The sequence below is a fragment of the Paraburkholderia dilworthii genome (assembly GCF_000472525.1).
GTDB classification, from domain to species: domain Bacteria; phylum Pseudomonadota; class Gammaproteobacteria; order Burkholderiales; family Burkholderiaceae; genus Paraburkholderia; species Paraburkholderia dilworthii.
In genome coordinates this window covers 315,801-328,639 of the sequence record NZ_AWZT01000002.1, presented here as the reverse complement: position 1 = coordinate 328,639, position 12,839 = coordinate 315,801, and the positions used below count along the sequence as shown (strand labels likewise).

The following is a 12,839-nucleotide window of genomic DNA, read 5'->3' as shown; positions in this document are numbered from 1 at the left end:
GCGTCAGTGCGATGGCGCACGGAAACGGGCGTATCGCGGCCTTAACGTGTAGCCATCAGAGCCGCCCCGCATGTCGAGCGCGGCCCGCGAGGACGTCATCGGATGCCGGCCGCGTTGCACATTAAAGAATCCGCTGGGGAACGTGATGAACTGGAAAACGCTGGAATTCGAGCAGCTTTCGGCACGCGAGCTGTATCTGATCTTGCGGGCGCGCAGCGCAGTGTTCGTCGTCGAACAGTCGCATGTCTGCCTCGATGCAGATGGCCGCGACGAAAGCTCGCTGCATGTGTTCGCCGTGGAGGACATGGCGCGGCCCATGCCGATCCTTGCGTATGCTCGCGTGCAGCCCGGCGACGCGGAAGATCCGGGGATTACCATCGACAAGGTGTTGACGAGCCCGCTGCGGCGCGGCGACGGCACAGCGGAAATGCTCGTCGAACGCGTATTGCAAGCCATCGCCGAGCGTTGGCCAGGACGCGCTGCCCGTGTCAGCGCGCCGCTTGGCTTGCGCGAGTTCTACGAGCAATTCGGGTTTCGTAAGACGGGCGGTCCGTATCTCGAACAGGGCGTTCCGTTCATCGGTCTCGCGCGGCAGATGCGTGGCTCGCAGCCGCTCGCTGAACTGCGGCGCCGCGAGCGCGATCGCAATCGCGCGGCGCTTGTCAACACGTTTGAACTGTTGTGATGGAGCCGGTCGCCTTCTTTACGGCGCGTTCGATGATGGCGTCGACGAACTCGAGAAATACTTCGGAGTGCATGGCGTCGGATTGCGGCGTCTGCGTCGTGTTCGAGTGGCGTTTTGCGAGCGCACCGACCACGCGATTCTGTCCGCGAGCGCGCAGGAAAACGTGATGTCCCATTCCGAAGTCATTTATCGCAGTCAGGTCGGCGAGCAGCGCTTCAGCGGAGCCGCTGAAGCCGGCGACTCTCTCTTTGCGCAATGCCGCGGGCTGCGTGCGCCTGCGGCGCAATGGCTTGCGAAGCATGCGCGCGCGTTTCGTGTATCGGGGGAAGCGTGATCCATTCGCGGAAAAGCGGCGCACACGTCGCGCGAATGGAGACGTGCTCTTCCAGTCTGCTTACCAGGGCGCCGTTTGGTGAGCGGACATTCATCACCTTTGCGGCGCACTCCCATACCGCTGGAGGAGTGCCGTGAACAGTCAATCCGAGTTGGACCGTATCAATCGCGTCGCGTGGAACTCGCGCGACGCGGAGCGCGTTTTGACGGCCGACAAGATCTTTTCCGACGCCGGCGAAAAAGCCGCATTCGAGTGGCTCGCACCGCGCTGTGCGGCGGCGCCGTTGCTCGATATCGGTATCGGCACTGGCCGCACGATTGCGCCCATGCTCGCGATCTCGAACGACTACACCGGCGTCGACTACACGCCAAAGCTGCTGGAAATGGCGAAGTCGCGCTATCCCGGCTGCGACTTGCGGCATATGGATGCGCGCGACATGTCGGAACTGCCGTCCGATCATTACGGGCTCGCAGCGTTTAGCTGGAACGGCATCGACTGTGTCGACTACGACGACCGCGTGAAGATCCTCGAGGAGATGTGCCGCGTGGTGCGGCCTGGCGGCTATGTGCTGTTCTCATCGCACAATCGCGGCGGCCCGGGTTATCGCGAGAACATCTGGCAACTGCTGCCGCAATTCACGTTCAATCCGCTCAGGCTTGGCTGGCGCACGCTGCGCTCGCTGCGCCGCTTCCAGCTCGGCACGCTGAACTACGTGCGCAACGTCAAGCTGAATCGCGACTATGGCGGCTACGCGGTGAAGACAGCGGCGGCTCACAACTTCGGCATCGTGATCGTCTACACCACGCTTGGCGAACAGCGCCGGCAGCTCGCGCAGATCGGCTTGCAATGCGATGTGGTGTTCGGCAGTAGCGACGGCAACCCGATTGCCGACGATGTGGAGGACAGCGACGCGTGGTGGTTTCACTTCATCGCGCACAAGCCGCTCGCGGCGTATCGCTTCGATCAGGAGAACGGCCATGCACGCCCAGGCACATCCACTTGACGACCCGCACGCGGCCGAGGCCGACTTCGACGAGCGGCGCTTTCGCCGTGCACTCGGCCGCTTTGCGACCGGCGTAGTGGTGATCTCGACCGGCAGCGGCGAGCGCTTGCACGCGATGACAGCCAACGCCTTCATGTCCGGATCGCTCAAGCCGCCGCTGATCGTCGTGTCGGTCGGACAGCGAGCGCGCATGCACGAGCGCCTGATGGACTGCGCGTTCTTCGGCGTGAGCGTGTTGTCGGAGGCCCAGGAGGCGCACAGCCGCCACTTCGCGGGCGAGCCGCAGAGCCGGCTCGCGCCGCGCTTTGCTGCCGTCGATGGACTCGCGGACGTCGTGCTGCTCGAACATGCGGCAGCGCGCTTCGCCGCGCGCGTCGTGGACCGGCATCCGTGCGGCGACCACACGTTGTTCGTCGGCGAGGTGCTGGTGTTCTCGCTCGATGAGCACGCGCCGCTGCTCTTCTTCGGCGGCCGCTATGCGTCGATGGCCGGCTCGCGTCTCACGGCTGTTGCAGGCGCCTTGCCGGCAAGCGTGCATGGCGAGCGCCCTGAATCGGGTCCGGCTCTTGCGGCGAACCATGACTGATGCGGTGCTGTTGCGCTCAGACAAATTGCCCTGCTACGTGCGTCTTCGCACGATGCAAAGTCCGCGCTGAAGGCATGCTTGAAACGCAAGCTTATGGCCCATCGGGACGTATCGCGTTACAGGGAAGAAACAATTCTTCAGAGGGATAACCCTGTCAGGAAGTGTCCCAACTGGCGTAACCGTTGTTAAGCAAGCAACGTATCGTGGATGAACACCACGCGACGATAAAACACACAAAAGGGCGGTTTATCAACAGGCTACGCGGGGGCGAACACCGCTTCGGGGAGAGGGTCATGGAACAGGCAAACAAGGATCGATCACTGGTGAGCAAGGTGATGGACGGGCTCGTCACAGGGATCGTCGAAGAGAAATACGGCGCGATACTGCCGCCGCAGGATGTGCTGTCGAAAGAGTTCGACGTGAGTCGCACCGTCATGCGCGAGGCGCTGTCGATGCTGCTCGCTCGCGACATGCTCGACGTGCGTCCGAAGATCGGCACGCGCATCCGGCCGATGAGCGACTGGCGCATGATCGACGAGGACGTGGTGAACTGGCGTTTTCGCGCGAAGCCCGATCCGCTGTTTCTGCGCGACGTGATCGAGTTTCGCATCCTGATCGAGCCGCGTGCGTCGGCGCAAGCCGCGGCGCGCGGCAGCGCGGCCGACATCGCCGCGGTGCGCGATGCGTTCGAGGCATTTCGCGTGATCCGTCCTGGGGAACCTGGCTATCAGGAAGCCGACGAGCTGTTCCATACGCGCATCGTCGTCGCGAGCGGCAATCAGTTTTTCAAGCAGATGGCGGCGATCATTCGCGGCGCGCTGTCGACCGGCAATCCGATCGTCACCGAGCGTGAAGGGATGTGGGAGACGGCGGTGAACTCGCACCGGCGCGTGGTCGAAGCGATAGAGCGGCGCGACCCGAAAGAAGCCGAACTCGCGTCGATGGCGATGATCGACTCCAGCACCGAGGAAATCGCGGGCACCTTCGCCGCAGCGCCGCCGATCCCGCCCGCGCATGGCGGAAACGCCGGATAGGGCCGAGCCAACGCCTGATTTCAGGCGCTGCTGCGCGCGTTGCCGCAGCAGCGTGCTCGTCCGCCAATCGCCGTTCGCTGGAGGCGCACATGGCCTGAGCGTTTGCGCGAGCCGGCACATGTGCGGGCCGCATGCGCGACAATGGCACCTTGCTCTTAACCGCATGGACGCCAGGTGATCGTGACAAACGCTGTGATAAACGCCGCGGCAAATGTCGGCATAAACCTCGGCACAAACGCCGCCACAAACGCCAGCACCCATCCAACGCAACGAACCCCTTCGGACGGCACGATCCGGTGGGGAATCGTGGGTACGGGCCGTATTGCTCGCCGGTTCGCCCAAGGCCTCGCCTATGTGCCCGACGCGCGCCTCGCGGCGTTGTGGTCGCGCCGCGCTGAGCCGGCTCAGGCTTTCGCCGATGAATTCGGCGGCCAGCTTTGCGCAAGCTTCGACGCGCTGCTCGCAAGCGGCATCGAGGCGCTCTATATCGCCACCGTTCAGGACAGCCACGCCGATTACGCAATCGCTGCGCTGCAAGCCGGCCTGCACGTGCTGTGCGAGAAGCCCGCTGCGATCAACAGGGCGCAACTCGAACGAGTGCAGGACACGGCGCGCCGCGCGCAATGCCTTTTCATGGAAGCGATGAAGCCGCCGTTCTATCCGCTCTACAGAAAGTTGCGCGCGCATCTGAATGACGATCCGATTGGCGAGGTCGGGCTCGTGCGGGCCGGCTGTTCAGTGCCGGGCGTGCCCGACGATCACCCGTCGCTGTCGTTCGAGCATGCGGGCGGCGCACTGCTCGATATCGGCATCTACGAGATGTTTCTCGCTGTCGACTGGCTCGGCGCGCCGCTCGACGTACAAACACTCGGGCGGCTCGGCGCGACTGGCGTCGATACGTTCGCGAGCCTGAACAGCCGGCACGAGCGCGGCATCGCGCAACTCTTCTGCGGACTCGATCTGCACGGCAAGGGCGACGCGCTCTTGATGGCGAACAAGGGGCACGTGACGATACACGAGCCGTGGTGGAATCCGTCGCGCGCGACCATCCGCTACGCCGACGGCCGCGTGATCGAGCTCGACGAGCCGTTCGAAGGCGGCGGTCTCAACTACGAAACCACGCATTTCTGCGAGCTGATCCGCGCGGGGCAGATTGAAAGTCCGCTGATGCCGCATAGCAAGTCGTTGCAGATGATCGCAATGGCCGATGCCGCGCGTGCGGCGTTGGGGCTCAGGTTTATGGGCGAGTGAGGGCTGGGTGAGGGCGTACGCAGTTGAACGGGCTCCTGGTGACTGACAGCACCCAGCACCCGGAACGCCCCCTGCGCGGTGGTACGATTCCCACCGACCACGCGGCGACGAAAGCGCCGCAATGTCCGCTGCTTTCGAACACCTTCCAATGGAGCCGCCTGCCATGCGCATGCTTGCCAAACTATGGCGCGACAACAAGAGCCTTGTCGCGTTTCTCTTTCTGATGGTGCTGTTTCGCAGTGCTGTGGCCGACTGGAACGTCGTGCCGAGCGGCTCCATGTTGCCGACCATTCGCGAAGGCGACCGGATTTTCGTCGACAAGATGGCCTACGATTTGCGCGTGCCGCTCACGCATATCGCGATTGCGCATCTGCATGATCCGCAGCGCGGCGATATCGTGACGATCGATTCTTCCGCGGCGCATGAGTTGATCGTCAAGCGCCTGATCGGTCTGCCGGGCGACACCGTCGCGATGCGCGACAACGTGCTGTATGTGAATGGCGTGCGTGCAGATTATCAGCCGCTGACGCTCAAGCCCTTGCCGGGCGACGCCGCCTCGCCGGGCGATTATCTGACTGAGCGTTTCGACGGCGTTGCGCATACCGTTCGGCTCACGCCACAAGCGCCCAGTCCGCGCGATTCGTTCGGACCGGTGACGGTGCCGCCCGGCGAGTATCTGATGCTCGGCGACAATCGCGACAACAGTGCCGACTCGCGTTACTTCGGCTTCTTCGCGCGTAAGGAGTTGATGGGGCGTACCCGGCGGGTGGCGTTTTCGCTCGATCCGGATCGCTATTACGCGCCGCGTTTCGAGCGTTTCGGCGCGCCGCTGGACGAGGCCGCGCCACTCGCGAGCCGCTAGCCGGCGGGCATCACGTTCGCGGCGGCTCAGTGCCCGGTGTGCAGTGCCCAGTGCTCAGCGCGCACTGCTCAGTGCTCAGGGCAGAAGGCCCACTGCCCAGCACTCAGTGCCGTGACGGCAGCGCAAGCCGCCGTTCATACCAGCGTTGCAGCAGTTCGAGCACCTGGCACAGCACCCAATACACGGCCGCTGCCGCAAGATAGAGCGGCAACGGCTGATACGTCGATGCGATGATTTCCTGCGCGCTGCGCAGCAGTTCAGTCACCGTAATGACAGAGACTAGCGACGTGTCCTTGATCAGGCTGATCAAGCTGTTCGACAAACTCGGCACGGCAATGCGCAAGGCTTGCGGCGCGATTACATAACGCAGCGTCTGACGCCGCGACAGTCCGAGACTGTAGGCAGCGAGCCATTGTCCCTGGTGAATGCCGAGGATCGCACCGCGCATGCTTTCCGACAGATACGCGGCCACGTTCGCCGACAACGCGATCACACCGGCCGGCGTCGGGTCGAGCGAAATGCCGAAGCTCGGCAAGCCGTAGTAGATCACGAAGATCTGCACGAGCAGCGGCGTGCCGCGCATCACGCTCACGTAAATGCGCGCGATCCAATTGAGGATGCGGCTGTGGCTCACGCCCATCAGTGCAAGCGCGGCGCCCGCGATCAGCCCGAAGAACATCGACAGAACGGCGAACTTGACCGTCAGGACAGCGCCCTGCGCGAGCACAGGAAGCGATTGAACGAGCAGGGAAGTGGTGGACATGAGCGGTGCTCGGGTTGGCGCGCAAGACGCACATCGCCCAGGCTGGGCGCGTGCTGCAAAAGTGCGAAGGGCGGCTTCCGAGGATGCCGCCCTTCGTTTCATCCGAAGCCGGTTATTTGATCGGCTTGCTCACGTCGATGCCGAACCACTTGTCCGAGATCTTGGCGAACGTGCCGTCTGCCTCGAGTTGTGTCATTGCGTCGTCGATTGCCTTGGCGAACTTCGGGTTGTTCTTCCTGAACGGAATGCCCGACGGGTTGCCCGCGCCGACATTCGCGCCGGTGCGCAGCGGCAACTGCGAGTTCTTCAACAGATACGCGAGCATCAGACGGTCGTTGAGCGCCGCGTCGAGACGCCCCGCTGCCAGATCGCGCAGATATTCGGGCGCGCCCGGATATGTCTTCACATCGATGCCCGGCACCGACTTCGCCATGTCCATGTAGTTGGTGCCGAGGCCCACGCCTAGCTTTTTGCCCTTCAGATCGTCGAGCGACTTGAACTGGCGCGTGTCGTCCTTACGCTGGATCAGTTGCGCCGCCGAGTACGTGTAGGCTGGCGAGAAGTCGAGCGCCTGCTTGCGCGCATCGGTAATGCCGACCTGGTTGACGATCACGTCGAACTTGTTGGCCTGAAGGCCCGCAATGATGCCGCTCCATTCGGTCGTGACGAATTCGGGCTTCACGCCGAGCTTCGCCGCGACAGCCCTGGCGATGTCGACGTCATAGCCGACCAGTTCGCCCGACGGCGCTTTCGAATTGAACGGAGGGAAGGTGCCTTCCAGGCCGATGCGCAGCGTGCCGCGCTGCTTGACCTGATCCAGCAGGTCGTCGGCGTGCGCCGCGACCGCGGTAAACGAAGCGCCGATCAAAGCGGCGACGACAATCTTTTTCAACAACCCGAGTTGCATTGTGTTCCTTGTTGTTCGTATGTTGTTCTAGCGGACGAAAGCTTAGCAAAGCAGACTGCCGAACGCTAAATACCGTTTGTTCATGGCTGTATTACCGGGCCGCTGCAGAGCCCAGGTCCGCGCCGCGCTGCAACTGCGCCGTGCAGTTAACGAAGCGCCTGCACGCATTCGGCGACGAGCGCCGGTCCCCGATAGATGAAGCCCGTATAAAGCTGAACGAGCGATGCGCCGGCTGCGAGCTTGGCACGTGCATCGTCGCCGGAAAAAATCCCGCCGACGCCGATGATCGGTACAGTCTCGCCGACTTCGGCGCGCAGCTTGCGGATCACTTCGTTCGACGCGTCGAACACCGGCTTGCCCGACAGGCCGCCGGCTTCATCGCCGTATTGCATGCCAGCGACGGCCGTGCGCGACAGCGTGGTGTTGGTCGCGATCACGCCTTCGAAGCGGTGACGCAACAGCGTGTCGGCGATCGACTTGATCTGTTCGTCGTCGAGGTCGGGCGCGATTTTCAACGCGAGCGGCACGAGTTTGCCGTGCATGTCGGCAAGACGCTGCTGCTTGTCCTTGAGCGCTGCGAGCAGAGCGTCCAGTTCGCCCGCGCCTTGCAACTGGCGCAGGTTTTTCGTATTCGGCGACGAGATGTTGACCGTCACATAGCTCGCGAATGGATACACGCGTTCGAGGCAATACAGGTAGTCTTCGGCGGCGCGCTCGATCGGCGTGTCGGCGTTCTTGCCGATGTTCAGCCCGAGTACACCGCGATAGCGCGCGGCCTGCACGTTCTTCACGAACTGGTCGACGCCCGCATTGTTGAAGCCCATGCGGTTGATCACTGCATTCGCCTGCGGCAGGCGAAACATGCGCGGCCGCGGATTGCCGGGCTGCGCGCGCGGCGTGACCGTGCCCACTTCGATGAAGCCGAAGCCGAGCGCAGCAAGACCGTCGATGGAGGCGCCGTCCTTGTCGAGCCCCGCGGCGAGCCCCACCGGGTTGCGGAACGTCAGTCCCATCACCGTGCGCGGCGCATCCGGCACGCGCGCGGCGAGCGCGCCGGCGAGACCGGTGCGGCCGGCGGCGCCGAGCACACGCAAAGTCAGGTGATGAGCGTCTTCCGCGTCCATGCGAAAGAGTTGGGCGCGTATGAGCGGGTAGAGGGAACTGAACACAGGACGAAGCCGGGCGGCCGGAAAATGGGAACCCGCTATTTTACCGGCTTTGCGCTATCAATGAGATAAGGCGGACGAGGATGTGGTGCGCAGCTGTGGGGGCGAGCGGTTAGGGCCGGGGAGTGTCGCGCGCGGCGGGCGGGGAGTGCCGCGCTCAGTTCGCGCAGCGTTGCATTGAAATTGTTGCTGGGATCGTGCAGACACACACGCAGACAGCTAGGCAGAGATCCATGCAGAGATCCCACACAGAGAAGCCACGCTGAGAATCCCCGCCGAGACCCAGGCAGAATCCCCGCCGCGCCCCCCCGCTAAATCTCGCTCAGCGTTGGACTCAAGGCCGAAGCGGCCCGCGCTTGCCCTGCAATGCCGTGCCGACTGGCGGAACATCGACGCCACCGGGATCGAGCACGCGCCACACCCCGTCGATCAGGCCTTCGAGCGGCCTGAAATTGGCCTTGTAGGCCATCTTCGGGCTCTCGCGAATCCAGTACCCGAGGTACACATACGGCAACTTCAGGCTGCGGGCCTGCTCGATTTGCCAGTAGATGTTATACGTGCCGAAGCTCGTATGCGGCAGCCCCGGCTCGAAGAACGTGTACACGGACGAAAGCCCGTCGCCGAGAATGTCGATCATGCTGATCATGCGCAGAAGGCCCGGCGAATCCGGCCGATCCGGCAGCGGTTCGCGAAATTCGACGAGCCGCGAGTTGATCCGGCTTTGCAGCAGAAACTGTTCGTATTGATCGCGGCTGTCGCGGTCCATGCCGCCGCCCGCGTGCCGCGCCGATTGATAGCGCATATAGAGCGCGTAGTGCTCTTCGTCGTAGTGAAGCGGCGCGACCGTGGCGATCATGTCGCCATGCTTTTTCCACACGCGACGTTGCGTGCGGTTCGGTTCGAACCGGTCGACCGGCACGCGCACCGGCACGCATGCACGGCAACCGTCGCAATAAGGCCGGTAGGTGAACACGCCTGAACGCCGGAAGCCCGCTTTGACGAGATCCGTGTAGACGTCCGAGTTGATCAGGTGACTGGGCGTCGCGACTTGCGAGCGCGCGATGCGCCCGTCGAGATAACTGCAGGGATAGGGCGCCGTTGCATAAAATTGCAGCGCCGAAAGCGGAGAAAGAGGCAGCTCGTTAGGATGAGTCACGTTGGCAGCTCTCGAAACATCTCTGGTAATGCAAACCCGGCGCGCGTTCCAGTTCGTGTTGGAATTAGCATTGCAGCGCGTATTCCAGCTTTTGATCCGCGCGTTTCGTTAAACGGATCCGGATTCGGCCTGATTCTTCCTACGCCGCTCGCGCGAGCACATCGAGCAACACGGTCTTGTCGAAGCGCCACGGTATGCGCGGTGCGTCGACCGACGCGCGAACATGCGCGATGAACGCTTTGCGCGCTATCTCGCGACCGCCGAGCGACGCCAGATGCGACGTGTTCTGCTGGCAGTCTATCATTTCTATTTCGTGACGGCGCAAGTGCCCAACAAGCGCGGCCAGCGCCATTTTCGAGGCATCGGTGACGTTCGCGAACATCGATTCGCCGAAGAACATCTTGCCGAACGAGACGCCGTACAAACCGCCCACGCGTTCACCCTGGAACCATGTTTCGATGCTGTGCGCGTCGCCCATGCGATGCAGCGACGAATAGGCATCCACCACGTCCGCCGTGATCCACGTGCCGCGCTGTCCGTGCCGAGGCGCTTGCGCGCACGCGCGCATCACCGCGGCGAAATCGTGGTCGACGCGGATCTCCCACGCGTCGTCGCGCAACACGCGCTTGAGCGTTTTACGCAGCGACGGCGACACCTTGAACTCGGCGGGGCGCAGGATCATGCGCGGGTCGGGGCTCCACCACAGCACGGGCTGGCCGTCCGAATACCACGGGAAAATACCGTGACGATACGCGTCGATGAGCCGCGACGGCAGCAGATCGCCGCTCGCCGCGAGCAGGCCGGGTGCGCCGCTTGCCGCACCGAGCGCGCGCTCGACGGGCGGAAACGGATCGTCGGGTCCGAGCCAGGGAACCATGCGCGCCGCTCAGCCTTCGCGCAGCGAACGGAAGATATCGCCCGTATGCAGGCCGAAGCTACCGGCTGCGCGATCGGCGAAAAAGAAGCGCAGCGTCTGCCCGACGGTGGGAAACGCAATCTCGTCCCAAGGGATGTCGCTCTCGTCGAACAGTTTCACTTCGAGACTTTCCTCGCCCGCGGCAATGTCCAGATCGAGCAGGCGTGCCATATAGAACAGATGCACCTGATGCACATGCGGCACGTTGAGCAGCGAGAACAGGTTCTGCACCTCGACGCGCGCGCCGGCTTCTTCCAGCGTTTCGCGTGAAGCGGCTTCGGCCGTGGTCTCGCCCATTTCCATGAAGCCCGCAGGCAGCGTCCAGTAGCCGTAGCGCGGTTCGATCGCGCGACGGCACAGCAGCACCTTGTCGTCCCAGACCGGAACGGTGCCGACGACGTTGCGCGGATTCTGATAGTGCACCGTGCCGCAACTGCCGCATACGAAGCGCTCGCGGTTGTCGCCCGGCGGAATGCCCAGGCTGACGCCGTGGCCGCAGACAGAACAGAATTTCATAGGAAGGGCACGAGAAAGGGTGCTAGGAGTTTATCACTGGGGCGGGGTCTTACCGTGTGGGGGAGATGGTGGCGTGAGGGGCGCCTTTGTCGGCAGCGGGCGGCGGGAAGGCGTGCGGGGGCGGTTGGGGATGGAATCGTTGCGGGTGTTTTCGTTGAGTACCACGATACGTGCAGTGCGCCCGAGTCGGACAGACCGGTGGCGAGCGGACGCGTTGTGTAGAGCGGTGAGCAATCGCGTGGCTCAAGGCGGGAACGCGTGCGTTTGGTGGCGCGCATATGCATGCGTGCGTCGACGTATGCAAAGCATATCGATACGAAAAACGCGCCGCGAAAAACAAAAAAGGCCTGCCGGTTTGGCAAGCCTTTAATGTTGTTTTCGACGTTTCAACCGGTCCAGCTTTTGGTTGCGGGGGTAGGATTTGAACCTACGACCTTCGGGTTATGAGCCCGACGAGCTGCCAGACTGCTCCACCCCGCGTCCGTCGAAGAAAAGATTATAGAACAAACAGAAAGCTGATGCAATAGCCATTTAAAAAACGGCTTTGGCTCGTGCGCGGTGCCGCCCGCCGGAAGCCTTCAGCAAGACGTCGCGCGATGCGTGGACGGCGTCGCATCGTGCAAGGCCGCTGCAAGACGCTGCGCTAGAATCGGAATCTTCCGGCGCGCCGTCACGCCAGTCGCGAGGGATTCGGAACGAATCCATGCCGCCCCGGCCGCGAAGGCAACGCAACGCGCCCGCACTCACACTCGCCCCGGAATTTCATGGACATCGCTCACGACCTGCAGACCATTGCCGCTCAGGAACACGCGCTCGTGTTCCCTCAATTCGATGCTGACCGTGCGTGGCAAATCGGCGCCTATCTGCACGAAGTCGCGAAGGCGCGCGGCATTGCCGCCGCCGTCGACGTGCGCACTTTCGGTCAGCCTCTCTTCTTCAGCCTGCTCGACGGTGCGACGCCGGACAACGTCGATTGGGCGCGCCGCAAGGGCAACACGGTCGCGCACTTCCGGCGCAGTTCGTATGCGATCGGCCTGAAAATGCAGCAGGCGGGCAGCACGCTCGCGGACAAGCACGGCTTGCCCGCCACCGAATATGCAGCGCACGGCGGCGCGTTTCCGTTGACGGTCGCGGGCGTCGGCGTGATCGGTTCGATCACCGTGTCCGGCTTGCCGCAGCGTGCCGATCATGAGTTCGTGGTGGAAGCGCTCTGCGCACACCTCGGTCACGACTACAGCAAGCTCGCGCTTGCAAAGGCCTGAGCCGATGCGGGTGCCGCCTTATGCATTGCTTGGCATCGCGATCGTGGCCGAGGTGATTGCCACCTCCGCGATGCGAGCGTCGGACGGTTTCTCGCGGCTTGTGCCGTCGGCGGTGGTGGTCCTCGGCTACGGGGTTGCGTTCTACTGCCTGTCGCTCACGCTCAGGAGCATTCCGGTCGGCATCGTCTACGCCATGTGGTCGGGCGCGGGCATCGTGCTGATCACGCTCGTCGCGCTGCTGTTCTATCGGCAGGTGCCTGATGTGCCGGCCGTCATCGGGCTCGGGCTGATCATTGCCGGCGTCGCCGTGCTGAACATGTTCTCGAAGATGCAGGCGCATTGAGGCGCAAGCCCGACGCATTTCCTTGCCGCTGCCGGAAATTTATGGCGCGCTTTCA

16 protein-coding genes and 1 tRNA gene are annotated in these 12,839 nt (G+C 63.3%); 9 read left to right on the top strand and 8 right to left on the bottom strand.

The window, feature by feature from the left end; genetic code table 11:
* The first annotated feature begins 145 nt into the window (after positions 1–145).
* On the top strand, positions 146–685 hold the full coding sequence (locus F759_RS0105225) for a GNAT family N-acetyltransferase (RefSeq protein ID WP_027798926.1): 540 nt from the start codon (positions 146–148) through the stop codon (positions 683–685).
* Here F759_RS0105225 and F759_RS42000 read toward each other — a convergent pair.
* Positions 663–860, bottom strand: a complete 198-nt coding sequence (locus F759_RS42000; RefSeq protein WP_152530588.1) for a hypothetical protein — start codon at positions 858–860, stop codon at positions 663–665. The two genes, F759_RS0105225 and F759_RS42000, sit on opposite strands and share 23 nt — an antisense overlap.
* Here F759_RS42000 and F759_RS42810 point away from each other — a divergent pair.
* From F759_RS42810 to lepB, 6 genes are all read left to right on the top strand, one after another.
* Positions 852–1,019, top strand: coding sequence for a hypothetical protein (locus tag F759_RS42810; protein ID WP_154670902.1), 168 nt, complete (start codon positions 852–854; stop codon positions 1,017–1,019). The genes F759_RS42000 and F759_RS42810 overlap by 9 nt on opposite strands.
* A 133-nt stretch (positions 1,020–1,152) precedes the next feature.
* Positions 1,153–2,022 (top strand): class I SAM-dependent methyltransferase, encoded by an 870-nt coding sequence (locus F759_RS0105215; RefSeq protein WP_027798924.1) that lies wholly within the window; start codon positions 1,153–1,155, stop codon positions 2,020–2,022.
* Complete coding sequence (locus F759_RS0105210) at positions 1,997–2,608, top strand: flavin reductase family protein (protein ID WP_027798923.1); 612 nt, start codon at positions 1,997–1,999, stop codon at positions 2,606–2,608. The genes F759_RS0105215 and F759_RS0105210 overlap by 26 nt, the downstream gene beginning before the upstream one ends.
* Positions 2,609–2,901: 293 nt before the next feature.
* Complete coding sequence (locus F759_RS0105205) at positions 2,902–3,642, top strand: FadR/GntR family transcriptional regulator (RefSeq protein ID WP_027798922.1); 741 nt, start codon at positions 2,902–2,904, stop codon at positions 3,640–3,642.
* A gap of 291 nt (positions 3,643–3,933) precedes the next feature.
* Positions 3,934–4,893 carry a Gfo/Idh/MocA family protein gene (locus F759_RS0105200; protein WP_027798921.1) on the top strand — a complete coding sequence of 320 codons (960 nt, stop codon included), beginning with the start codon at positions 3,934–3,936 and terminating at the stop codon, positions 4,891–4,893.
* Between the two features lie 163 nt (positions 4,894–5,056).
* A complete protein-coding gene (gene lepB / locus F759_RS0105195; protein WP_027798920.1) occupies positions 5,057–5,755 on the top strand; it encodes a signal peptidase I in 699 nt (232 codons plus the stop codon).
* 103 nt (positions 5,756–5,858) lie between these two features.
* On the opposite strand, the gene F759_RS0105190 is transcribed toward lepB, so the two are convergent.
* The 7 genes from F759_RS0105190 to F759_RS0105160 form a co-directional block, all read right to left on the bottom strand.
* On the bottom strand, positions 5,859–6,518 hold the full coding sequence (locus F759_RS0105190) for an amino acid ABC transporter permease (protein ID WP_027798919.1): 660 nt from the start codon (positions 6,516–6,518) through the stop codon (positions 5,859–5,861).
* Between the two features lie 112 nt (positions 6,519–6,630).
* The gene (locus F759_RS0105185; RefSeq protein ID WP_027798918.1) at positions 6,631–7,425 is read right to left on the bottom strand and encodes a cystine ABC transporter substrate-binding protein; all 795 of its coding nucleotides are present in this window, start codon (positions 7,423–7,425) and stop codon (positions 6,631–6,633) included.
* 146 nt (positions 7,426–7,571) lie between these two features.
* Entirely contained in the window at positions 7,572–8,594 is a 1,023-nt protein-coding gene (locus F759_RS0105180; RefSeq protein ID WP_027798917.1) for a quinone-dependent dihydroorotate dehydrogenase, read from the bottom strand.
* A gap of 331 nt (positions 8,595–8,925) precedes the next feature.
* The gene (locus F759_RS0105175) at positions 8,926–9,747 is read right to left on the bottom strand and encodes an arginyltransferase (protein ID WP_027798916.1); all 822 of its coding nucleotides are present in this window, start codon (positions 9,745–9,747) and stop codon (positions 8,926–8,928) included.
* Between the two features lie 139 nt (positions 9,748–9,886).
* Entirely contained in the window at positions 9,887–10,624 is a 738-nt protein-coding gene (gene aat / locus F759_RS0105170) for a leucyl/phenylalanyl-tRNA--protein transferase (protein WP_027798915.1), read from the bottom strand.
* A 9-nt stretch (positions 10,625–10,633) separates the two neighbouring features.
* Positions 10,634–11,179 (bottom strand): NUDIX hydrolase, encoded by a 546-nt coding sequence (locus F759_RS0105165; RefSeq protein WP_027798914.1) that lies wholly within the window; start codon positions 11,177–11,179, stop codon positions 10,634–10,636.
* 403 nt (positions 11,180–11,582) lie between these two features.
* Positions 11,583–11,659, bottom strand: a tRNA-Met gene (locus F759_RS0105160).
* A 284-nt stretch (positions 11,660–11,943) separates the two neighbouring features.
* Between F759_RS0105160 and F759_RS0105155 the strand changes: the two genes are divergently transcribed.
* Both F759_RS0105155 and F759_RS0105150 read left to right on the top strand, forming a co-directional pair.
* Positions 11,944–12,441 carry a heme-degrading domain-containing protein gene (locus F759_RS0105155; RefSeq protein ID WP_027798913.1) on the top strand — a complete coding sequence of 166 codons (498 nt, stop codon included), beginning with the start codon at positions 11,944–11,946 and terminating at the stop codon, positions 12,439–12,441.
* Between the two features lie 10 nt (positions 12,442–12,451).
* Complete coding sequence (locus F759_RS0105150) at positions 12,452–12,784, top strand: DMT family transporter (protein ID WP_407668520.1); 333 nt, start codon at positions 12,452–12,454, stop codon at positions 12,782–12,784.
* Positions 12,785–12,839 lie beyond the last annotated feature (55 nt).

Coding starts and splice junctions, on each gene's coding strand:
- F759_RS0105225 (WP_027798926.1), top strand. CDS start 146: ATGAACTGGAAAACGCTGGAATTCGAGCAGCTTTCGGCACGCGAGCTG.
- F759_RS42810 (WP_154670902.1), top strand. CDS start 852: ATGTCCCATTCCGAAGTCATTTATCGCAGTCAGGTCGGCGAGCAGCGC.
- F759_RS42000 (WP_152530588.1), bottom strand. CDS start 860: ATGGGACATCACGTTTTCCTGCGCGCTCGCGGACAGAATCGCGTGGTC.
- F759_RS0105210 (WP_027798923.1), top strand. CDS start 1,997: ATGCACGCCCAGGCACATCCACTTGACGACCCGCACGCGGCCGAGGCC.
- F759_RS0105205 (WP_027798922.1), top strand. CDS start 2,902: ATGGAACAGGCAAACAAGGATCGATCACTGGTGAGCAAGGTGATGGAC.
- lepB (WP_027798920.1), top strand. CDS start 5,057: ATGCGCATGCTTGCCAAACTATGGCGCGACAACAAGAGCCTTGTCGCG.
- F759_RS0105190 (WP_027798919.1), bottom strand. CDS start 6,518: ATGTCCACCACTTCCCTGCTCGTTCAATCGCTTCCTGTGCTCGCGCAG.
- F759_RS0105185 (WP_027798918.1), bottom strand. CDS start 7,425: ATGCAACTCGGGTTGTTGAAAAAGATTGTCGTCGCCGCTTTGATCGGC.
- aat (WP_027798915.1), bottom strand. CDS start 10,624: ATGGTTCCCTGGCTCGGACCCGACGATCCGTTTCCGCCCGTCGAGCGC.
- F759_RS0105165 (WP_027798914.1), bottom strand. CDS start 11,179: ATGAAATTCTGTTCTGTCTGCGGCCACGGCGTCAGCCTGGGCATTCCG.
- F759_RS0105155 (WP_027798913.1), top strand. CDS start 11,944: ATGGACATCGCTCACGACCTGCAGACCATTGCCGCTCAGGAACACGCG.